Origin of the sequence: Paenibacillus sp. CF095, from assembly GCF_900101225.1 — a bacterium.
Taxonomy (GTDB): Bacteria; Bacillota; Bacilli; order Paenibacillales; family Paenibacillaceae; genus Paenibacillus.
In genome coordinates, this window is sequence record NZ_FMZN01000005.1 from 91,670 (window position 1) to 114,491 (window position 22,822).

Annotated in this window: 20 protein-coding genes; 10 read left to right on the forward strand and 10 right to left on the reverse strand. The window is 46.4% G+C overall.

Annotation, left to right across the window (positions count from 1 at the left end; translation table 11 throughout):
• Positions 1–31: 31 nt before the first annotated feature.
• Entirely contained in the window at positions 32–883 is an 852-nt protein-coding gene (locus BLS69_RS26585) for an AraC family transcriptional regulator (protein ID WP_017691033.1), read from the reverse strand.
• Between the two features lie 257 nt (positions 884–1,140).
• Between BLS69_RS26585 and BLS69_RS26590 the strand changes: the two genes are divergently transcribed.
• Positions 1,141–1,602: a cupin domain-containing protein gene (locus BLS69_RS26590; RefSeq protein ID WP_017691032.1), complete on the forward strand. Its 462-nt coding sequence runs from the start codon at positions 1,141–1,143 to the stop codon at positions 1,600–1,602.
• 151 nt (positions 1,603–1,753) lie between these two features.
• On the opposite strand, the gene BLS69_RS26595 is transcribed toward BLS69_RS26590, so the two are convergent.
• The 3 genes from BLS69_RS26595 to BLS69_RS26605 all read right to left on the reverse strand — a co-directional run bounded on the left by BLS69_RS26595 (position 1,754) and on the right by BLS69_RS26605 (position 4,223).
• On the reverse strand, positions 1,754–2,605 hold the full coding sequence (locus BLS69_RS26595; RefSeq protein WP_091038102.1) for a DUF4179 domain-containing protein: 852 nt from the start codon (positions 2,603–2,605) through the stop codon (positions 1,754–1,756).
• A complete protein-coding gene (locus BLS69_RS26600) occupies positions 2,602–3,120 on the reverse strand; it encodes a sigma-70 family RNA polymerase sigma factor (RefSeq protein WP_091038104.1) in 519 nt (172 codons plus the stop codon). Before BLS69_RS26600 ends, BLS69_RS26595 begins: the two co-directional genes overlap by 4 nt.
• 275 nt (positions 3,121–3,395) lie before the next feature.
• Positions 3,396–4,223 (reverse strand): aldo/keto reductase, encoded by an 828-nt coding sequence (locus BLS69_RS26605; protein ID WP_091038106.1) that lies wholly within the window; start codon positions 4,221–4,223, stop codon positions 3,396–3,398.
• Positions 4,224–4,557: 334 nt separating this feature from the next.
• Between BLS69_RS26605 and BLS69_RS26610 the strand changes: the two genes are divergently transcribed.
• On the forward strand, positions 4,558–5,814 hold the full coding sequence (locus tag BLS69_RS26610; RefSeq protein WP_091038108.1) for a DUF445 domain-containing protein: 1,257 nt from the start codon (positions 4,558–4,560) through the stop codon (positions 5,812–5,814).
• A gap of 85 nt (positions 5,815–5,899) precedes the next feature.
• Here BLS69_RS26610 and BLS69_RS26615 read toward each other — a convergent pair whose 3' ends face one another.
• The 4 genes from BLS69_RS26615 to BLS69_RS26630 are packed head-to-tail and all read right to left on the reverse strand — an operon-like array spanning position 5,900 to position 8,693.
• Positions 5,900–6,253 (reverse strand): YxeA family protein, encoded by a 354-nt coding sequence (locus BLS69_RS26615; protein WP_091038110.1) that lies wholly within the window; start codon positions 6,251–6,253, stop codon positions 5,900–5,902.
• A 29-nt stretch (positions 6,254–6,282) separates the two neighbouring features.
• The gene (locus BLS69_RS26620) at positions 6,283–7,014 is read right to left on the reverse strand and encodes an ABC transporter permease (RefSeq protein WP_091038112.1); all 732 of its coding nucleotides are present in this window, start codon (positions 7,012–7,014) and stop codon (positions 6,283–6,285) included.
• Between the two features lie 12 nt (positions 7,015–7,026).
• Positions 7,027–7,776, reverse strand: coding sequence for an ABC transporter permease (locus tag BLS69_RS26625; protein ID WP_091038114.1), 750 nt, complete (start codon positions 7,774–7,776; stop codon positions 7,027–7,029).
• Positions 7,776–8,693, reverse strand: coding sequence for an ABC transporter ATP-binding protein (locus BLS69_RS26630; protein ID WP_091038361.1), 918 nt, complete (start codon positions 8,691–8,693; stop codon positions 7,776–7,778). The genes BLS69_RS26625 and BLS69_RS26630 overlap by 1 nt, the downstream gene beginning before the upstream one ends.
• Positions 8,694–8,849: 156 nt before the next feature.
• Between BLS69_RS26630 and BLS69_RS26635 the strand changes: the two genes are divergently transcribed.
• The 8 genes from BLS69_RS26635 to BLS69_RS26670 all read left to right on the forward strand — a co-directional run bounded on the left by BLS69_RS26635 (position 8,850) and on the right by BLS69_RS26670 (position 19,406).
• Entirely contained in the window at positions 8,850–9,563 is a 714-nt protein-coding gene (locus tag BLS69_RS26635) for a response regulator transcription factor (protein ID WP_074093207.1), read from the forward strand.
• Positions 9,563–10,945, forward strand: a complete 1,383-nt coding sequence (locus BLS69_RS26640; RefSeq protein ID WP_091038116.1) for a sensor histidine kinase — start codon at positions 9,563–9,565, stop codon at positions 10,943–10,945. The genes BLS69_RS26635 and BLS69_RS26640 overlap by 1 nt, the downstream gene beginning before the upstream one ends.
• A 277-nt stretch (positions 10,946–11,222) precedes the next feature.
• Positions 11,223–11,405 (forward strand): type A2 lanthipeptide, encoded by a 183-nt coding sequence (locus BLS69_RS26645; protein WP_074093209.1) that lies wholly within the window; start codon positions 11,223–11,225, stop codon positions 11,403–11,405.
• 101 nt (positions 11,406–11,506) lie between these two features.
• Positions 11,507–14,857, forward strand: coding sequence for a type 2 lanthipeptide synthetase LanM family protein (locus BLS69_RS26650; protein WP_091038118.1), 3,351 nt, complete (start codon positions 11,507–11,509; stop codon positions 14,855–14,857).
• Positions 14,850–17,069 carry a peptidase domain-containing ABC transporter gene (locus tag BLS69_RS26655; protein WP_091038119.1) on the forward strand — a complete coding sequence of 740 codons (2,220 nt, stop codon included), beginning with the start codon at positions 14,850–14,852 and terminating at the stop codon, positions 17,067–17,069. The genes BLS69_RS26650 and BLS69_RS26655 overlap by 8 nt, the downstream gene beginning before the upstream one ends.
• Positions 17,070–17,449: 380 nt before the next feature.
• Entirely contained in the window at positions 17,450–17,731 is a 282-nt protein-coding gene (locus BLS69_RS26660; protein WP_091038121.1) for a hypothetical protein, read from the forward strand.
• Between the two features lie 15 nt (positions 17,732–17,746).
• Positions 17,747–19,081, forward strand: a complete 1,335-nt coding sequence (locus BLS69_RS26665) for a Tle-like phospholipase domain-containing protein (protein WP_256332434.1) — start codon at positions 17,747–17,749, stop codon at positions 19,079–19,081.
• 52 nt (positions 19,082–19,133) lie between these two features.
• Positions 19,134–19,406, forward strand: a complete 273-nt coding sequence (locus tag BLS69_RS26670; RefSeq protein ID WP_091018402.1) for a hypothetical protein — start codon at positions 19,134–19,136, stop codon at positions 19,404–19,406.
• Between the two features lie 227 nt (positions 19,407–19,633).
• Here the strand turns inward: BLS69_RS26670 and BLS69_RS26675 are convergent, their stop codons facing one another.
• Together BLS69_RS26675 and BLS69_RS26680 are read right to left on the reverse strand one after the other, a co-directional pair.
• Complete coding sequence (locus BLS69_RS26675) at positions 19,634–20,410, reverse strand: YcnI family copper-binding membrane protein (RefSeq protein WP_240768287.1); 777 nt, start codon at positions 20,408–20,410, stop codon at positions 19,634–19,636.
• A gap of 497 nt (positions 20,411–20,907) precedes the next feature.
• Positions 20,908–22,623, reverse strand: coding sequence for a copper resistance CopC/CopD family protein (locus tag BLS69_RS26680; protein WP_091038123.1), 1,716 nt, complete (start codon positions 22,621–22,623; stop codon positions 20,908–20,910).
• Positions 22,624–22,822 lie beyond the last annotated feature (199 nt).

A 22,822-nucleotide genomic window follows, 5' to 3' on the forward strand; every position in this document is an offset into this window, starting at 1 on the left:
ACTCGGCTTTTATATGAAGTGATCTGATGATCTACCGGTGTTCCTTGCGATAGCGCAGCGGTGTTGTACCGGTAACCTGTTTGAATGTTTTGTTAAAATGAGCCGTATGCTCAAATCCTACCTTCTCTGCGATCATCTGGACACGCTCTTGTGTGGACAGCAATCTTCGTTGTGCTTCCCGGACACGAACAACTCGCAAATATTCGCTAAATCGAAACCCGGTAAACCGGCTGAACATTCGGCTCAGATAAGATGGACTGATATAAAAACGATTGGCTGCACCCTCCAGCGTAAGTGGTTCGGTATAGTTTTTATTCACATAAGTGACGATTTCACTGATTTTGTCCTGCATTGGATGCAAGGGACCTGGGCATGACTGCCGGATGTTCTCCTCTACCCGATGAATACGGATCAAAAGTTGGGCAAGCAGACTTCTTACGGCGATCTCATAGTGAGGGCGTCGCTCTTTGCATTCTTGCAACATCTGCCACAATATACGCTCCATCTCGGGCTGTTCCGCTTCAGGCAAGCGAAGGAGTCTTGAACAATTAAAAGGCAGCAGACCACATATGCCGAGTTCCATCCCCGTTGCAAAAGCAGGCGAAAAACCGATTAGAATTCGTTCGAAGCCGGGAATGCTTCCTTTGGAGGTGGTATGTACATCGTGTGGATTAATCAGAATGAAATCACCCTTGCGGGCGGACAGAATCTGACCATTCATGGAATACACTCGTTCGCCTTCAAGTAAGTAATACAGTTCGTAGAATGGATGAGCGTGAGGTTGTGGCATACCGTTCCCATCATGTCTTCGCATATGTTCAATGGTAAATGAATGTTCACCGATTCGATATTTGGGTCCAATCCGATCCTCTATGAGACTCATGGTACAGCTCCCCTCTGCTTCACGGATTAACAACGATATCCATATCATAACGGAAAATCCATCTTTTTGTAAACGCTATCATTGGGAATGAAATATTTCTTTAATCCTATCGTTAAATACCGAGAGAACGAATCTGGCATGATCCATATGTGCTGTCAAGGTGACAAAACTTGAATGATGTTTTAGAGTAGGGGGAGAGAGGCGAAACTCTGGTTAAGGAGTGTCTCCAATATGATTTGGAAGGAAGGAAACAGGTTATGACGACACATGAATTATCGCCATTGGTTGCTGCGCTCAATATGCAACCTCACGTTGAAGGCGGTTGGTATAAGGAAGAATGGAAGGCATCTTATCAGATTCCACAGTCCGTTCTGCCGGATACATACTCCGGCCCACGATTCTCGGCAAGTTCCACGTATTTCCTGCTGCACGCACATGAAATCTCCGAGTGGCATACGGTTCTGTCCGATGAACTTTGGCTGTGGCACAGCGGCAGTCCGGTTGAACTGAAGCTGGGTGGCAACGGGGAGAACCCGGAGAACGAGGAAGTTCTTGTTCTGGGGATGGATATTGCTGCGGGGCAATCACCACAGGTGCTCGTTCCTGCCGGCGTATGGCAGACAGCGCGCCCGCTGGGCGATGAGCCTGTACTGGTTACATGCGTAGTAGCGCCAGGTTTCCACTTTGATGATTTCAAGCTTGTATCCAAAAGCGAATAGGTTTTGATATGTAAAAATCCCGATCCGAGATGCTCAGGGCATCCGAATCGGGATTTTTTTGGATTGAGCGTATTAAGTATGCTGAGGTCTATGCCTAGTTCAGGGATAGATCATTCCCTTTTGAATAAGCATCACTTTTGGCAATGACTAATCACTTCGGATTCTCGTTACTCATCCAGCTGTCCACATAAAACTCCTCATGATAATCCGGTTGCTGAGCGAGTTCTTTGAGCTTCTGTTCAGCTTCTTCAGCGGTAAGATATTCTCCAATAACTGCTGTAAACTCACCAGTGGACGTTTTGAGGAAAGAGATGTCCTCATCCGGATAGGATTCTTCAATTATACCCATCGATTCTCCAAAAGGCATTGATTCTGTGCGGAGAGAGTATACCTTCCGAGGTGTGACCGGTTTGCCGTCGGAAGTCAGTTTCACTTCCAGGTATCCAGGGTTCTTGAATTCCGTTACGGCATACTGTACCCCTTCTTTTAAAACAACTACGAATCCGACGGAAGAGTCGTCTAAAATCATGGAACCATAAACATCTTTCACTAAAGGCTGGGTCATGAAGTCGGCTTTGACTTTCTCTATATCCATGTAACGTGCACCGCTAAAAGTAAAGAGGATACGATTCGGTGCTTCTTTGTGTACTACATTATAATGGGGTGCATCATTAGTCTGATCTTGCTCGTCGGTGCTAAAATTGATTTTAAGCGTATTTTCGGTTGCTTCCGATCCCACAGTTACTCCATCGGTAATCTTGCCGCCATCGCCGAATTGAAGTACCTGAACAATCGTTCCGACCACAGGTATTTTGACCATGGCGTTTGCGACAGTAGGAATGTTGACTATGAACAGAAAAGCGGCACATGCTGCCAGAATGGAAGCGTAGCGAATGATACGGGAGGAGCTTTTGCGAGCGGCAGCCTTTTGCTGGGCTTGACGAATAACATCTGTAAGTTGAGCTGGAATTTCAATGTTTTCATAACGTTCTTTACCTGTCATAGATCTCCAACCTCTCCTTCGATTAAATCCATTTTTAATTTGTTGATAATCCGATAGAATTTTGACTTAACGGTATTCTCCGACAGGGAGAGCACTTCAGCCATCTCTCGAAAAGGCAGATTCCCAAAGAATTTTAATATAATATAGGCTCTTTCCTCGGGGATAAGCCGATCCAGTGCATCATACAGATCCATTTTCTCTTCCACGGATGCCCCTCGCTCTGGAGCCACAAACTCCTGCACATGATCCTCCATATAGGTCACTCGCTGGTTGCGTCGTATATGATCTATCGCTGTGTTAATCACAATTCGTGACATCCAGGAATCAAAATAAGTCATGGACTCCATCTTTCCATAAGCGACGTACCCTTTATAGACCGCTTCGGATACGATATCCAGCGCTTCTTGTTCATTTTTAACATAGCAGTATGCCAGTCGATACAATTTATTTTGAATCACTGTTATTTTTTCGCTGAACTGTTCTTCTTTTGTTTTTCTATGGTTCAGTCTAACCACTCCTGATCCCCCCTGATAAACCTAAATATTCAAGTCACCGCTCGTTCCAGGCCTGGATTCTATATAAGTGCTTGAGTTCGCTTGACACTCGTTAGACTGATGAGGAGACGAAATAGTTCTAAACGGTCAAAAAAACTTTTTTTCTTTCGGCCCTGAATAGGATAACGAGCCTCGCCTCCATTCTTAACAACGAATAGTTGGCCTATAACATCACATACCAAAACACCCGCTCTTCTAAGATCGAAGGCGGGTGTAATCGAATTAATCTGCTTATATTAGAAGTTAAAGTTGTCTGGATCAGAACCAAAGCGTTTGTTCTCGTTCAGGCCGTTAATCTGCTCTAATTCTTCCGAAGTTAACTCAAAATCGTAGAGATCGGCATTCGCGCGAATACGCTCAGGCGTGACGGATTTCGGTATGGTCACGATGCCGTTCTGCAGATCCCAGCGCAGAATCACTTGTGCGGGGGACTTGCTGTATTTGGCGGCGATATCCTTCAGCAACGGATGATCCATCAGATGACCTTGTCCGAGCGGAGACCAGGCTTCGATCTGAATCTGATGTTTGTTGCAGTACTCACGAAGCTCTGACTGAATCAATAGTGGGTGAAGCTCCACCTGATTAACTGCTGGTTTGATCGTGGCATCGATCATCAAGTCTTCCAGATGGTGAATCTGGAAGTTGCTCACACCGATCGCCCGGATGCGTCCTTCTTTATGGAGTTTCTCCAGCGCTCTCCATGTATCTTTGTACTTGCCCTTAACCGGCCAGTGGATGAGATAGAGATCCAGATACTCCAGTTCGAGTCGTTCCATGCTTGCTTCGAAGGCAGCTAGCGTGGATTCATATCCCTGATCACTATTCCATACTTTAGTGGTAATGAACAGATCCTCACGAGCTACTCCAGATTCACGAATACCCTGAGCGACACCTGCTTCGTTGTTATACGCTTTGGCTGTGTCGATGCTACGATAACCAGCTTGAATGGCTGTTTTGACAGCATGAACGACTTCGTCTCCGTCTTTAACTTTGAATACCCCAAAACCCAGCCATGGCATTTTGACTCCGTTATAGAGCGTGGTTGTGTCCTGCACGTGTTTCATGGTCCGAAATTCCTCCTCTTAATTGATTCATTGTTCCACTATGTAATTACCCTGCTGTTCAGCAGCCAATCGATATCGAAGGGCCGTCTTAATTGATTATACTAAAATCTTCCTGGTCTTGGAAAAGGGAGCGATCCATTTTACGAAGTAAACGCCGTTATTATCCTTTTTCTTCAACCAGAGGTTTGGTTTTGACGCTTGTGGGTGATAAGATGAAGTATACGAAATATGGAAGTTAAGACTTCGCTAGTGGAGAGTTTACATAAGAAACGAAGAAGTGCGGGATCGGGTACAGTCCAGACCGTACGATTAACGATAAAGGAGCAAGAATACAATGGCTAAACCTAAACAAACCAAAAAAGCAGCTGCCTGGTCTCTCGTAGTAATGGGAGCGGGATTTGCTGCATCCTTGCCGTTCCAGGGCGTTCCTGTGGGCAAGTTGCTGGTAGGATCATTTGAAGCGGGACTCGTGGGTGGACTTGCGGACTGGTTCGCAGTTACCGCACTATTCCGTCACCCGCTCGGCATTCCAATTCCTCATACGGCATTGCTGCCGAAAAATCGCGATAAAATGACGGAAGGTCTGGTCTCCGCAGTAGAGAATAACTTACTCAACAAAGACAGCATTACCGAGAAAATTGCAGACTTCAAAGCAGCAGAGACGGTGCTCGATACGTTGACACGTGAGCTTCACAGTGACGGGATCAAGATCATGATTGATACGCTCTGCAAACGAATTCTGGCTGGTCTGCCGTTAGAGCAGATTGCTCCGCTCGTAGCACGTGAGATCAAGTCACAAGCGGGCGCCTATGATCTGGGTCCGATTCTGGAACGAGCTGCCCACCAGATGACAGAGCGGGGTTACGACGCCAAAGCGCTGGACTACGGACTGAAGCAAGCCGAGGAGTGGCTAGTTAAGCCCGAGACGATTATGTTTTTAGGTGAAAGCGGCATGAAAGCCATCAGTGGCATTCAGATGAACGGATTGATGCAGTTTGCGATGAATGCATTCCTTGGTTATATGAACGAGGAGCGTCTGGGTGGCATTTTACAAGGATATCTCTTCGATCGGGTAGAGGATATGAAACGTGAAGGCAGCGCTCTAAGGTACAAGGTGCTTGATATGGTACGTACCCAGACGGTGCGTCTGGCAATGAGCGAGGCTATGCAAGATGGAATCAACAGCTGGAAGAACAATATGCTGGAGGGCTGGAACGCAGAGGAAACGGTGCTGAACAAACTCACCGAACTGAGAGACAAGGCGCTCGCCGCGATGGAAGATGGACAGTATGTAGATACGTATGCACTGCCTGCCATTGAGCGGGTATTGGTTGATCTGCGGACAGATGAAGAGTTGATGACAGGCATGAATGCCAAGATCGTAAATGGCGTCACAACACTGCTGGAGAAAAACCATTCCAAAATCGGTAAACTGGTACGCGAAAATGTGGACAAAATGGACAATGCCACTTTGGTTTCGATGATTGAGGATAAGGTTGGACAGGATCTGCAATGGATTCGGATCAACGGAGCGGTTACCGGATTTGTTATCGGGATTGCGCTGACTGCGCTGCAGATGGCATTGGCATAACCTAAAAGAGCCACCCTTGAAGTAATGGGCAAGGCTCTTTTTGTTATGCAAATATCAATGGAGATATAGAGACGCATCTTTTTTTCTATTTAGAGGTTAACTGCTTGGCTTGCCCTGGCAGATCGTCCGCTGTGACCTCTTCCCAGTGTGTAACACCACGCAGCGTGGATACATATAGTTTCAGATAGGCCCCATTTTTGAGTAGCTTACTGGTAGAGAAGCTGAGTGTTTTGGATTTTCCTTCGTCTGTATAGCCGATCAGTTCATAAGCATATCTGCCATTGTCATCCTTGTTGACTGTAGTCTGATTCACAATGGTATAGTAGGTTGTTTTGCCGGCAGGGTTATCGGGAGTCAATTTAGCAGGGTCCATGAAGAAGAGCCACAGGCAAGTTAGAATAACAAGTACCAATGCGAGAATGGTGAATGCTTTTTTCATGTTTTTGTCCTCCTTTGATCTCGGTAAATTTAGGACGATGCGATGTCTTTATATTTCAGGCGGCGGATCGACCAGGTAGCAAACAGAAGGATAAAGAGACTGTTCATGAACAGAAAGACGATATTCTCTGAGGATGTCAGTCCCTTTTGACTCAGAACGCCCATGCCTATAGTTAACAAGGAGTAGGGGAATAACATGCCGATTTTCAGCACATACATGCCTAGTCCCAGAAAGACTGCACAAAGGCTGATGCCAATTGGCGTGGCAAAGCTTCTTATCCGGATCGACAACCCTAGTTGCAGTGCAGCAATAGAGATAGAAGCAAACCATCCTCGCAGGCTCCATACGACGGTCTCCATCGGGAACGGACCTGGAATGACGAACAGTTGGCCTGCTGCCCAGTACATGAGCATGAAGAAGGTTTGGGCCGAGAAGATCAATATGCCGACAATGACCAACTTGGCAACAAACAGGCTGGTGACCGAAACCGGAGAAGCCAGAATCATGTTCCAGTTGCGATTGCTGTGTTCCAGGCGGCATACAAAGGCACAACAGATAGCGATCAGGATAGGTAGAAAGAATTCCCCGTAAAATAAACTGACCTGTGTCCACAGGCTGTACCACCCGTTTTGTAAAGCCGCTTGATTGAAATAAAAGTTAAAGCATCCGATAAGCAGGCTGATAATAGGCAGAATGGCCAATACCAGACTGATCCGGGAATGCCGAAGTTTAAGCCATTCGGCGGAAATGCTCCTCAGCATGTGTTTCCCTCCTCAAATCTCTTTTCTTGAAGCATGAATATTCCCTGCAAAATAGAAGATGGCAGCCATCAACAAGGCGGCTAAGAAAAGACCGACAGGCAGCATACCCGATACATAGGTACCCGAAGTTGCGCTGTAAATGTAAGTGACTGGATTCAGATCCATGTAGTAAGACCAGATGAAAAGGTGACGTACACCTGCTGGAAACAACCCCGATGTTGTTCCAATGAATCCGCCCAGCATACCCAGACATAACGCAAAAGCCTGATTGCGTACCGTAAGAGACAGCCATTGCTGAAGAGCGGTTATCGCGAGTGTAGTTAGCAGTGTGCCTATAACGAACTGCACCAGCAGAGAGAATGGTAGCGGGCCGGAAATGTTTTTGGATAGACCGAAACCGACAATGAACACAGCTTGCGCAAGAATACCATACAGAATCAGGCTGTTCGCACATATGTACTTGGCTGTGTAGACATGATTACGTCCGATGTTGGTCGTCATCAGCATCTTCCATGTGTTCCCCTTATGCTCCATGTCACAGATGCGGGACACAACGATAGCCGATATAATGGGCAGGAACAGTCCGTTCATGGAAGCGATGCTGAAGATCAAGGCTTCCCAACTCGCATTGGCTGCACTTCGGGAGATGGAGATGCTCATAGACATGGAGGCCCAGATCATTTCTGCGGCCAGAAAAAGGGATAGCATGACCCAGATCCTTTTGCGGCGGATTTTATAATACTCCAGGGATAGAGCTTTCATTACAGGCTCCGCTCCTTTCCGGTCAAATCCAAGAATATGTCTTCCAGACTTTTCTTGTGTTCCTCGATCCGGATCACGGGGATATCGTGTTCTACCAGCACCTTGTTCATCTGAGAGACTTCCTCGTCACGAAGATAGTTGAACACCAACTGTTTTCCATGAACTGTGGGCATGTAGCCTTGAGTCAAAAGGATTTTCTCTGCCCTTGTCGTGTCTGTTGTCTGAAAACGAATGGTGGTCTTGTTATTGGCTTGAAGGCTCTGCATGGTTCCCTGAAACAGCAGCTTGCCATCACTGATAATCCCGACCGAGGTAGCAATCTGTTCGATCTCGGACAACAGGTGGCTGGATAACAGGACTGTTATGCCATATTGACCCGGAAGGGACTTGATTAATTCCCGGATCTCACCGATTCCGGCCGGATCAAGTCCGTTTGTAGGCTCATCCAGAATAAGCAGTCTTGGGAAGGCAAGCAGGGCCATGGCAATACCGAGTCGTTGCTTCATCCCTAGGGAATACTGATCGGCCTGCTTATGTTTTTGATTTTCGAGCCGGACAATTTTGAGAGCTTCATCAATATTTTTGTTCGGTACGTTCCGCAGTCGCTGCATGACTTTCATATTCTCAAGTCCAGTCAAGTGGCCGTAATAAGATGGGGATTCGATCAGTGAACCTGTCTGATTCAGAATGGAAGGGCGATGTTTATTCAGATCTTTGCCGAACACCTTCACAGTGCCTTCGGTGGGTTTGATCAAACCCAACAGCATTTTTAATGTGGTTGTTTTGCCTGCTCCGTTTGGACCCAGGAAGCCAAAAATCTGTCCCGTCTCAACTGCCAGATTAACCTGGTGTACGCGGTTAGTACCGCCATAAGATTTGGACAGGTTATGCGTTTCCACGATGGGGGAAGAATTTATCATTGATCTCAACTCCATTTCACTAATATCTCAGTTGCTCTAAATATAGATCAGGCTTCTTGCTCGTGGCTGAAGATAACCTTACAATTACCTTAAATGGAAATGGAAAATATCGGATGAATGCCTTTGTGATGTATAATAAAAAGGGTGATATCAATGGAATTATTGAAGAATAAGAAAATATTGATCGTAGATGATGAACCTGAGATACGGGAAATGATTGAACGTTTTTTACGTAAAGAAGGTTTTTTTCGGGTCTATACGGCCGATAACTTCGTGAATGCGTTGGCAGTATGCAGGCTTGAAAAGCCGGATGCAGCAATCCTGGACGTGATGCTTCCAGATGGGGATGGGTTCTCTCTGCTCTCTTCGATCCGGTCATTCTCGGACATGCCTGTTCTGTTTCTGTCGGCACGTGGTGAAGATGAGGATCGATTGCTCGGTCTGGGGCTGGGAGCGGATGATTATATGGTCAAGCCCTTTCTGCCAAGAGAGTTGATTCTCAGGCTGATGGCTATTCTGAAGCGGGTATATGCCTCCAATACGGTGGAGAGATTGCCTGTATTCCGTTTAGGTGAACAAACCATTGATCTGGAGAGTGCTGTTGTGCAGGGGACAGACAGGGAGCTTCCATTGACAGCTAAGGAGCACGCCATACTGATCAAGTTGTATGAGAATCAAGGCCGGATTGTAACCAGCGATGCCCTGTGTCAAGCCGTATGGGGAGACGAGAGTTATGGTTATGAAAATACACTGATGGTGCATGTTCGGCGAATCCGGGAGAAGATTGAGGAAGACCCATCCAAACCGGTATTTTTGCTAACCGTTCGGGGCCTTGGTTACAAACTGATGGCTCAGGAGTCTAGGTGATGGATGGCGTTGTTCGAATTCTAAGAAAGTTTGTAGGATCTACCATTCTGGTATCTGTGGTGCTGTTATTGTTCAATCTAATTCTGCTAGGTTCGCTGATCTTCAAGGAAATTCATGAGGGTCCTTCCCCCGGTGCGGTTGTGAAACAGATGGCCAGTGGTCTGAGTAAGGGCGAGCAGGGGGACTATGCGCTAAACAGCGATGGAATGCAACTGCTGGATACATATCAGGCTTGGGCGATGCTGCTCGATCCCCAGGGCAAGGTACAGTGGAGCGAACGGCTTCCGGCTGAAGTCCCGCGCTCTTATGACGTGACGGATGTTGCGAAGTTCTCGCGATACTATCTTAAGGAATACCCGGTGTACGTATGGGAACGTGAAGATGGATTATTGGTCGTAGGCTACCCTAAGAATACGTACGGAAAATACCAGTTCGACTTTCTGGCAGAGTGGCTCAAGTCATTGCCTATTCGGATCATACTATTGTTGGTGTGTAATGTGGCTCTTGCTCTACTAGTATCCATACTCATTGGAACGCGGGTGATCCGTAGTATTCGACCGTTAATCCATGGCATTCACGCATTGGCAAAGGAAGAGCCTGTTCACGTCGAAACCAAAGGTATATTTAATGACCTGTCACAAAGCATCAATTCAACATCCCGTATGCTTCAGGACAAGGATGATGCTCTAAAAGCGAGAGATGAAGCGCGATCCAACTGGATCGCAGGCATTTCTCATGATATACGGACACCTTTGTCCATGATTCTGGGCTACGCGAGTGAGTTGGAGGAGCAATCGGATTTGTCAGCCGAGCACAAACAGCAGGCCTCCATTATTCGTCGCCAGGGTGAACGCCTGCGGTCACTGGTCAGCGATCTAAACCTGGTATCCATGCTGGAGTATGAGATGCAGCCTCTACAGTTGAAGTCGATTCGACTCTCGGTACTAGCAAGGCAGGCTGTGTCGGATTTTTTGAATAATGGACTGGATGAGCGTTATCCAATCTCGCTTCATGTTCAGGACGAGAGTCTTCATGTTATGGGGGATGAACGATTATTGTATCGTGCAGTAACGAATTTGGTACAAAACAGTATCACGCATAACCCGGAGGGGTGTGCAATTGTGTTGGAAACGATGCGTGCAGCAGAGGATGTATGTTGTGAATTTGTGGTGTCAGATGATGGAAAAGGAATTCCAAAAGAGTATCTGGACGATGTGGTGGTTCTCCCCTATGCGGCAGGGCGCGTACGGCCTTCCCGTCAGGGACATGGCTTAGGGCTTCCAATGGTATCAAGGATTGCGCAGGCTCATCGGGGAAAGCTTATTCTTGAGAGTGATAGTGGGGAAGGGCTTAGAGCTGCTTTGCAGTTGCCTGCTACTTAGAAAAACACCTGTCTTGGACAGGTGTTTAAAATTTTGTGCATTTAACAACGAAATAACACAATTTTGTTGTGATTCTAGTAAAAGCGATTTATTTTGTCAAATGGTGGTAAAATCCCGAAAATGGATTTACAAAAACTAGCAAATTATGCTAGAATGAATATATAGAAAATAATTACATAATTTAAATATTTTACAATATCCTGCAGTTGAGTTCAACATTGGTGTTTAGCTTTTTATAAGCTATACATATAAAAAAATTCGAATGGAGGTTTTTTCAATGAAACAATTCAATCTCGAAGCATTGCGAGCAATCGAGGACATCAGTGATGACGAGCTTATGGTCATTACAGGGGCGGTATCTGTAATTGATGCTCAAGCTAGTGGCGGTGTATTTTGTACGGTAAGTCATGAATGTCATTATAATTCGGTTTCACCTTCTTCCTGGCTTACTTGTTGTTAAATTTTACTCTCATCTTCAAGCACATAGCTGATTTCAGTTATGTGCTTGATTTTTTTATGTGAGATTTTGGACACCAAACCATCCAATAGAAGGGGAATGAAATGATGAGCATACAGGAGCGATTACATGACTCCCGCTGGAGTGATGCACTCTACTTAACAGAGAAATACAAACAGTTTGTGCAGCGATATACTGCACAAGTTCCCAACGTTCCGAATGTGGACAAGCCTGTAGAGCAAACGGATTCAGGAAGAATGCAGCAATGGCTTGACAAGTTTTTTCAGGACCAGGAGCAATTGTCGAATCGCTTCCAGGCTGAATCCATGAATGTGGATACGGTGCAGGTTATGTTTAATGATGCAGGTTTTATGTACGACTTTGCTGAAATGACTTGGCATCAGGAACTCCGCAGAACATTTCTTGAGAATGAGCATCTGGAGATCGAATACTTTATTGAGGGCGATACGGATGAAATTCCGTTCTTTGAGTTTTCCAAACCCTTTCTGCAACGATCCATTCAGATCATGACCGATGGCCTGAATGAAGGATATGACTGGTTGGACAAACGGCGTGTTACAGGGCTTGTTCTGAAGACGGTCTCGGATAAAGTTTTCCACATGTCTGCCAAGACACTAATCTATGAGTTAAACAAAGCGAGATTACAAGATGAATTGAGAGGTGAGGATTCCCGGCAGCGGTATCAGTACTTTGTGAGCCAGAACATCCAGTCCAGAGAACAGATTCTCGCCTTACTGCTGGAATATCCTGTTCTTGCCCGAGGACTTGTTGAGCACACTCTTCGGATCAGTCTTAATATGATGCGTGTTCTGGAGCGCCTGACGAGAGATCGTCGTGAACTGGAGTCTTTTTTTGGTTTCGAGCTGGATAAGCTGGAGGATATCGTATTTCTCGGGGATTCACATAATGGTGGAGCCAGTGTATTGCGGTTAGCGTTTGCGGGAGGGGGCAATGTCATGTACAAACCAAGGAACATGGCCATCGACACCGCTTTTGCCAGACTGTTGCAATGGTTTAACGATCAGCAAACGGGGTTGCCGTTCCGTATTGCCAAATCGCTGGATCGCTCCGAATATGGCTGGCAGCAATTTATACCCTATGAGGAAGTCACCAGTCTGGAGGCAGCGGAACGTTTTTTTGAACGGCAGGGGCAGTATCTCGCTATTCTATATGCCGTTAACGCAACGGACATGCATATGGAGAACATCGTTGCCCAAGGTGAGCATCCATTCTTTGTCGATCTGGAATCACTGCTGCACAATCAGCCCTTCAAATATGTGGAGGACAAGGAATACTATACGGCGCTGGAGAAGACCCTTTCGATATTGAATGACTCCGTGTTAAAAACGAGCATGCTGCCCACGCTGGACTCCAATGCCTTGTATCACAGTGATCTAAGCGGGCTTGCGGGGGACGTAGATCAGGTACTCAACACGTATGAGATTCACGATAAGAATACAGATACCATGAGAATACAAAGAAGCAAAGTAAGTGTGAGTCGGTTCAGTCATTTGCCTTCATATGAACAGACCCCCATCAAACCTGAACGATATATCCAAAGTTTGAAGAAGGGTTTCTATCGTATATACAACGCCATCATGGAGCAAAAGGAGTCGTTTATCTCCATCGTTTGCAATTATTTTTATGGTTGTGCTGTACGAACGATCGTTCGTCCGACTGTTACATATTTTACGCTGATTGAAGCCAGCTCCCATCCCAAATATCTCAGAAACGGGCTGGATAAGAGCTTGTTGTTCGACATGATGTGGATGATTGTACGACAGGATCGTATGCGTGAAAAGCTCGTGAAATATGAATGCTACGATCTATTGCACGGAGACGTACCTATGTTCCAGACCTGTATCGGCCAGGACATGTTGTTTCACCACCACGACAACCAAGCCATTGCCGGCGTATTTTCCTCTGATATTTTAACGCAGACTGCGGATAAAGTGCGGGCAATGAACCCAAAAGACATGGACATGCAGTGGGAATTTACCGAAAGGACACTTCAGACCAAGTATGTGCTGGAACGTTCATTCGCTATGGAGAAGAGTACCGCAAGTGTGCAACCGGCACAGTTGAATGAACTTCGAATACCCATGACAAAGGAAGAATATTTGCATGAAGCCGTAAGGATCGGGGATTACATAAAGGATATTGCCATTATGGGAGATGAAGGTCTTTCGGTGTCATGGATCAGCATGGGTATGGATGCAGACGAGAAGTTAATCTACAAATCTTCGGAATTGGGGTTATATAACGGGGTAACGGGCATTGCCTATTTCTATCTGTATCTGAGTCAGGAGACAGGTGACCACAAATATATGCAGATGGTTCATCTGTGTATTCAGACAGCCTGGGAGATGATCCGCAAAAAAATCGATAAAAACATCTCATTGTTCACTGGCTATGGATCACTTCTCTATTTACTGGTTCATAAAGCCAACGTATGTTCTGAACCGGGGATTAACCCGGATACGCTGGAATTGCTCGATATCCTGGACGATATGGTCGATAATGATCAGCAATTGGATGTGATCTCAGGTTGTGCAGGTACATTGATGGCTTGTGTGGACATGTATATGAACTTTCAATCGCAAAAAGCGCTGGACGTGGCTGTGCGATGCGGAGATCGTTTGCTGAAGCTTGCGCAGCCGATGGATCAAGGTATGGCTTGGGTGACGTCAGCGATTAATAAAACGCCACTTAGCGGCATTGCACACGGGAACGCAGGCATCTGTCTGAGTTTGGCCCGTCTATACAGTGCTACAGGCAACAAAGCCTATCTTGAAACCTGTATGGAAGGACTGAAGTATGAGGAAGCCCTCTACAGTCCTGAAGTGAACAATTGGAAAGATCTGCGGTTCACCGATGGCAGCATGCCGGAAGAACATTATGTCATGTACTGGTGTAATGGCGCACCTGGTCTAGGGATCGCCCGTATAGGGTTAGCGCAGCAATTGAGGTCATTAGGAGCTATGGATACAGTTGAGAAGGATATTCGCAGAGCGTTAGCCAAGACGATGGAAGAAGGGTTCACAGAAGTTAGCTATTCGCTCTGCCATGGGGATATGGGCAATCTGGAGTTGTTCCTACTCGCAGCCGAATATTTGCAGGATGAAGAGTTGAAGGAGTACTCAGTTCAGATAGCAAATTACATTGTGACACAGGTGAGACATGATAACCATCATTGGAGATGCGGCATTCCGGGTCGTCAGCAAATCCCAGGACTGATGCTAGGGCTTGCCGGCATTGGATATCAATTGCTCCGACTTTACAATCGTGACCTGCCTTCGGTACTCATGATGGAGGGACCAAAAGGCAAGGAAATAAGGGATATGGCGCAGACATACGCTATGGAAACGGCATCCGCTCAGCAGCAGATGGACACAATGGAACAGTCACCCCATATGGGGCAGCATTATGCCTGAACGGCCTGTATTCCGTCTGCGCGGAAAGAGACAACGCAAAGTCCCTGTCAAACTGCAAATGAATCAATATGATTGTGGCCCTAGTTGCCTACATATGTTACTCGCATATCACGGCTACGAAGCGGATTTCACGGATCTGAAGGAACGTTTTGCAATGCTGGGGAACGGTCGGGATGGCAGTTCCATGCTCAAAATGAAAGAGGTTGCCCAGACCTATCATTTGAAAGGGATAGCTAAAAAAGCGCCTGTTGAATCACTCAACAATGACTTTCTGCCAATCATTTGTTTCTGGGAAGACAGCCATTTTGTCGTGCTTGAGCGGATCAAGACGGGTGGTCAGTTCATTATTGTCGATCCGGCTTTGGGCAGGCTGGTTATCAGTACGCAGGAGTTTGCGGAGAAATATTCAGGTATTTTTTTGCTCGTATATCCGGATGATGGCTTTGTACCTTTGTCCGAGAAAAAGATTAGTAAAGTGGCGTACTTCAAGGATTTGATTCGCAGTAACAAAAAATATTTTGTTTGGACCATTCTACTTGCTCTGGGGTTGCAGTTGGTTTCGGTGGCCTTTCCGTTCCTGATGCAAGTTTCAATTGATGCGGCTACTAGCGGTGAGGGTTACTCGTTATTTCCTGTCCTAATCACCAGCATTGTGCTGTTAACCCTGTTTCAGATCGGCTTCAGTTATATGAAGGATATGTGCATTGTACGGCTTCAGGAATTGCTGGATTCCCAACTGACGACAAACTTTGTCTCACATATGCTCAGACTGCCTTATCAATATTTTGAAATTCGTTCACGTGGGGATCTGATGCTGCGAATTAATAGCAACACAACCATTCGGGAAATTTTGTCCCAGAAGATGATCTCTACGCTGATCAATCTATTTTTAATTGTTGTTACATTCACATATATTATAATCCAGTCCCGTTTGATCGCTTTCACACTGCTTGGTGTAGGGCTGATACAAATTCTTGTTTTTGTATACACACGCAGCAGATTCAAGAAGCTGACACAAACTCAGATTGTCGCCCAAAGTCTGGCTGGATCATTCATGACGGAAGTGTTGGAAGGCATCTCGACCATCAAATCACTAGGGATTGAAGAGCGTACCGCGGAGAAATGGAGAGCGTTGTTCAAGCGTCAACTCGCAACAGTCAAGGAAAAAGCGATTTTTCAGACGAGAGTGAATACCGTGACCAATACGCTGAACTTTATGACTCCGATGCTCATTCTACTGGTGGGATTATATCAGATTATGCAGGGGAATATGACCCTCGGTATGCTCGTTTCATTCCAGTCTCTTGCCGCGCTGTTTCTGGGGCCGTTGAACTCGCTTGCTTTGATGCTCAATGAGTTCGTGATGGCGGATGCGCTACTGGATCGAATCTATGATGTCATTCAAGCCGAGGAAAGTAATAAATTCAAGAAAAAATCAACGCCACCCCTTCATGGCGTGAAGCTAAATGGGGATATTACAATTGATCAGATCAGCTTCAGGTATACGGACTATGGTGAAGATGTGCTTAAAAATATCAATATTGCAATCAAAGCGGGGCAAAGGATCGCTCTGGTTGGCAAATCAGGATCAGGAAAGAGCACCTTGGCAAAATTGCTGGTAGGGCTGTACACGCCGACCCAGGGCAATATCTATTTTGACGGAATGAATGTAGAAGAACTGGAACAGCAGGATATTCGCAGCCAGATCAGTATCGTGCTTCAGGATAACTTTGTTTTTAACAATACTGTTCATGACAACATTAGGCTGCACGCAGCGGATTCAACGCTGGAGGATGTGATGATCGCAGCGAAGCTGGCTGATATTCATGCCGATATTGAGAAGATGCCAATGAAGTATAATACACTGATCTCTGAGGCGGGATCGAACCTGTCTGGAGGGCAGAAGCAACGGGTAGCTCTCGCACGAGCATTGGTGAGCAGACCCAAAGTTCTTCTGTTGGATGAGGCAACCAGTGCTTTGGATACCGTTACAGAGGCGACCATTGCCCATAATCTGAACATGTTGAAATGTACCCAGATTATCATTGCCCACAGGCTAAGTACGATCCGAAGCGCGGACACCATATATGTGCTGGACCAAGGTGAACTCGTTGATGCTGGAACACATGATGAATTGATTGGGCGGTGTAAATCCTACAATGATCTCGTGTGTGAACAACTGGACGAAACCGGGGCCAGACAGTATGGATGAGGCTAGTGAGGATGATGTTCGCGGAAGACAAAAGGCTTTCTTTTCTACACAATATGTGTAGAAAAGGATGCTTTTTTGTTATATATGGAAAGCCGAGAAGCTAAACTGATGCAAGAATTAGGAAAGTGGGTAATGTACACCAAAGTGTCCTATTTGAATCATATAGGAAGAAAGTTACATGAAAACGATCCTGTTAGCCGATATGGCTCATGTTGATTTTGTACTATGATGCAGGTAACAGATGAATAGGGTGTACTTCACATATAGTGAATGCCTCGATTCTACCAAGAGGGGGGATTCGTATTAAACGTGCAGGATGGTTGAAGGGTTTATTCACACTAATGATAGTGTTTACTATATTTCTGGGAGGTTGTCAGAACATGAATGCAAGTGAGAAGGAAGCTTTATACCAAGAAGCTGAAGCAACCGTAATTCAGCACTTCAAGCAGAAGTTTGAACTGGATGTTGTGATTACAAGCAAAGAGTTGTTGCCGGAAATGGCAGTGTCCCAGATTGGTCTGAAAGGCCATGTGAAAGATCATGAAGATCAGAGCTTTGGCATTTCGTACGACTACAAAAAGAAGGTAACCAAGAACCTGGTCATTAGCCCTGAGATTGAGAAAGTGATGATGGCCAAGGGACACGATCCATACGCCAAATAAAGGGAGGTGTAGTTATTGAGTAACGGGTCCAATATTGATGATGAAACGTATAAAACGATGTCTGATCTGGCCTACCAGGATCAAAAGGCTGGAGACAAATTAACGGAACTCCCCGGATGGGAGGTCCTTGAGGGGACGGAAAGCAACAAACTTTCCGGTTTTGATGCCGTAACCTTTTATAATCCCGAGACCAAGGAAGCGGTCATTGCTTATCGTGGTACAGAAGGAAGTGCGTCCTTGGATCGGTCTGTACCTGACTTTGTCATGGATGGCCGTATTGGGGGCGGAGAGTTGATTCGTAAGGGTCAGCAGGAGGCTGGGAATTTTGTTAATAATCTTACGCCGGATTGGCTCGACAAAGGGGTCCAAGGCGTCAAGGACTTCACAGGCATATCCAAAGTGGAGAATTGGGCTGGTGACAGGGTAAGAGACGTGGAGAACTGGACGGGTGATCGCGTAAAGGATATTGAAAAGACCGTTTCCCCTACAGGCTGGGCCAATCAGATGTATCAATCCGAAGACTACGCAAATCACATGCAGAACAAGCATAAGGACCTGAATTTCTCGATGACCGGACATTCCTTGGGCGGGGGAAATGCACAATATGCGTCTGCTTATACAGGAATTCCAGCCGTGACGTTCAGTGCACCATCGGTAATGGGGAATTTGACTCCAGAAATGCGGCGCCGGGCTGAATCGGGTGAGTTTGACGGGCAGGTTGTGAACTATGCCAATCCCAGTGATCTGGTAGCCAGCGGAACATTGGGAGGATATGACCGGCATGTAGGATCGACCTTCTACATTAATTCCAATTATGAGGATGCCAATGATGGAGTGGGCATTATCGATAAGGCCAAGAACTCATTTGGCGGGGAAAACTATCACAGTCTGGATCAATATGATTTCAAAAATGGTTACATATCCAATGACCTGTATGATCCGATCACCGGAGAGAGAATCCGCTATTCACCGCGCCTTATGGATCACATGGGACCGTTCAGCAAGAACTTCGGTCCGTTACGTTCCAAGTCTGGCGGCGGTATGGCTGCAGTGGGAGGCGCTTCCGGTTTGATTCAGGTAACGCCCGAAGAACTGAAAAGTGTCGCTTCCCGGTGGAAACAAAATGCACAGCAATGCAATGCTGAGCTGAATCAGGTAAGGAGCCGCATGGCTCAATACCTGCATACAAGCCGTAGTCGCAGGCTGGAGCCAATTGTCACCCAACTGGACGCGTCGATTCAAGAACTTAGCACATGGCATATGAAACATACCAGCCAGTTCCTGAGCTTTATTGATGAGAAAGCAGATGCCTTCCGGCAGGCGGACGAGAGTCCGGTTCATTTTAATTAGGAATCAGGTTGGTTAAATGTCGCTATCACGTACATGGGGGAGGGGAACGCAAGTGGGTGGACAATTGCTGGTGGAATTGAATGATCTTCGAATTGCGGAAAAAGAACTGACACAGCTGCTTGCCCGTCTGCAAGCCGATGAACAGGAAGCGAGGGCGCTATACAGTCGCCTGAACGATTGGAAAGGGCAGTCTGCTGATTATACAAGGCAGCAGATTGAAGAGTTTTTTGCGGGCCTGTCCAAACGTATTCAATCCATCGAAATGCAGAAGAAAAGCTTGCTGCAATATATCGAGATCATGATCCAGACGGATCAGGAACGCTAAAGAGTGGTAAGGCTGATGCCATATTGCGGATGGTAATCAGCGTGGATATTAATGTGACCGTGGAGCGGCATGATTAGTGCCTAAACCACGATTGTAAAGAACATGGATAGCCAATCAAGATGATGATAGCTAAAAAAGCCTATGGCATATCGGGTTTGATCCCGACACCATAGGCTTTTTTCTAATCTCAACTTGTCTCAGGTTTTCGTAAAAATGTAAGTTAGTTCTTAACGTTTTTTGCGACGTGTAGCCAACGCGATTCCCAGGAAGGACAGAATCAGAGCCAGAATGGATACGATCAATGTTGCTTGTTGAAGTTTCAGTGTACCCGGGTCTGTATCCGTGTTGTTTGGCTCACCTGTAACGGTGTCATTGAGTGCATCGCCCAGCGTGGTGTCATCGTTTGCTTTACTATCGTCGTTAGCTGCGTTATCACCAGTGCCTGCTTCTGTACCTGCACTATCATGCCCTTCATTGGCATGACCTCCACCTGCCGCAGCATTACCAGCAGCAGCCGGATCTTCACTAATCGTCGTGATACTGTGCGGATTGGCGTCACTTGGTTGGCCTGTCCATTCTACGATGCTGCCATCACTGTAGTATTGGAAGGCATCCCAAGCTACTTCAGCTTCCGCCTTAGGGTTCTGTGCAACGAAGTTGAACTGCTGGAATTGTCCTGCCAGAATGCCTTCATTATCGCCGTCAATTTCCCACGTAATCGATGTTACTTCATTGGAATCGTTCTTCTCTGTAGTGATTTTCCAGCCCGCCAGTGGTTGATATTGCTTGAATGCAACACCTTCTGGAACTTTCATGGTGATCTTGGTTGTAGGCAGTTCTTTCTCGGATGGAATCTTAATCGTGTACGTCTGCCATGCGCTTGTCTGTGCAACGGATGGGCTAACGGTAACGTGAGCGCTCGCGAATCCGGCGAATAACATGAATGCTGCGGTACCTGTTGCGATAGTGGATGTCAGTTTGGAAATCCATGATGTTTTCTTCAAAATAAATAACCCCTCTCAGTTCTTATCATATATGATGCGGCCCATTTTCTTAAATGAGTGTCTACGTTCTGCAAAGGCACCGTTCGGTTACGAATGGTTCTTTCGATCACCGTTATTCCCGGATTTTTTTGATTCAACAAATTGAACAAAAGATGGTTTACACATACATTCCGATGACAGAATAACCCTCCAATCGCTGTTATCCCCAGATTTTTTTGATTCCCTTTTCTCAAAGGGAAAATCCGGTGATAGCATATGCTTCCGAAGCAGCTTTCTTTCAGAAAGCTTTTAGGCGAACGCTTCGCTTTTTCAGGTTTTTTCTGTCCTCTCCGTTTCAGTGCAAACATTAGTTCAATTTATATTTAGTAAGATGAAATCCGGGAATAAAGGCGAGTGCTTCGCTTCTCCAGAATCAATTTCGTTCCCTTCACTACATTTGCAGTTTGTAGAAACACTAATTTTAGATTGGGTCACTTTTCAATATAAACGTTGTGTAACTATGGGTTGGCGGTGTCGATCTCAAATTCGGCATCCAGTGCATCCAGCGTTTTGGTCAGAAGATGTACCTTGATTTTCCAACGTCCAGGCATGGAGATGTAATCTTCAGCCTTGTACACACCAGTGTCGTTTTTCGGAATGGTAATCTCATAGATCCCCATATCCATGTCCAGATGTGTGAGTGACAGTGTGATCTGTTCCAGATCGTTAACGATACTGCCATCTGCACGTTTCACATCGACTTCAAATTGGTTCTCTCCCGTCACATTGGGACTCACCTGAAGTGTGATCGCTGAGCCATCTTCCGTAGTCTTTGTCTCCTGATACGGACCGACTGCTGCTGGTTGTCCCGGAGACAGGTGTGTTAGTACGGCAGCAAGGGCGAGAATCACAGCACCAGTAGCAAGCTCGGCTTTCAGGCTGCCGGATAATCTGCTCCCCGTTGCTGCTCTTGCTAATCTGGCATGACGCCATGCAAAGAGAACCATCACAATAAGCAGGACGATCTTGCCGATCAGGACAAGGCCATAAGCTGTAGTGAACAAGGAAGTCAGCAGAGGTGCTGGTAGAATAATCAGACTGCTGTATATTCCTGTAGCAACCAGAGCGGCTACGGCGCCAATTCCCCAGGCGGTAAACCTGCGAATAGCAACCCAGTAGACCTCTCCCCGCACCTTCGATGGCAGCTTATCCGCCAGTGGAGGCAGACATATCGCCATGGCGGTTAGTGCGCCAATCCAGAAAGCAGCACCAATTAGATGTATGAAATCCATGGCAATCGCCAGCGCACGTTGATCCGCCGCAGCCGGATGTCCCGTCATGGCATGAGTGAACAGCCATCCAAGCACGAGCACGAGTGACCCGTAAGAAGACCAGATGCGAGCACGGATGGATCGATCGCGATCATATCCGGAGAGAATCGTGACGGCCAGCAGCATTACAAGGAGTATCTGTAACATCCAGATCTGGCCAAAAGACGTTAGTTTGAGCGCACTTCCAATAAGTGCCCAGCTTAGTTCGCTCAGAGCCACACCAGATTCATATAACGTATTCAGTGGCAGGCTGACCAGAGCGGCAAAGGAAGCAGCAGCATAGCTGATCCATAACAATCTGTAGCTGCCCGGAACGTCCATAGGTTCTCTTGTCATGGATGTCGGTGCAATTCGTAGCAGTAAGAATGCAAGTGCCCCCAGAATAACAGACAATCCGAGATACTGAATCCAGTCTGTCAGGGATACGATCCATTTCAGCGGCCCGCCTGTTGAACCGGAACCGGATGTTAGATCACTTAGCCCAGCAGGCGATCCGGAAGGTTCACCGATATGAAAAACATATGCCCCTTGAATTGGGTGCCCATCGGCAGACACAGCTTTCCAGTTAACGGCATAAGTCCCGTTCCCGAGTCCAGCCCGCAGGCCAGTCTCCAGAATATGAGGGCGATCCACATCAATTTGAACTTTTCCATCGTCTGCTTGAGTACCGTCAGGACCGGTAATTTTGATATCATAAAAAGCCGTCTGCAAGGATTCGTTGAACTCCAGCGTCAGCCGTTCCGGAGCAGCTACGAGGATCTCATTTTCTCCTGGCGAAGCCTTAACAATATAAGCATGGGCAGATGCCCACTGTGGCATAACAAGGCAGCACACGAGCAACAGACAGGTGACCAATGCCCAGTGCCGTTTGCCCCAATTCAGGGTAAAGCGTGTAAAAATCAAAAAATCATCACCCTCAGGTTATAGATTTGTAGTCATTCATGGTCCTTTAAACACAATCTAACCCATTATAACTTTGTCCAAAATGACTGCGTATGACTACATTGGGCTATAAAAAAACGATTTGGTCTACATAATTGTGACAAAAGCATGAATGCTATGTCATTTCTCACCTATGTCTGAGGCGTCTGTGAATCCGAAG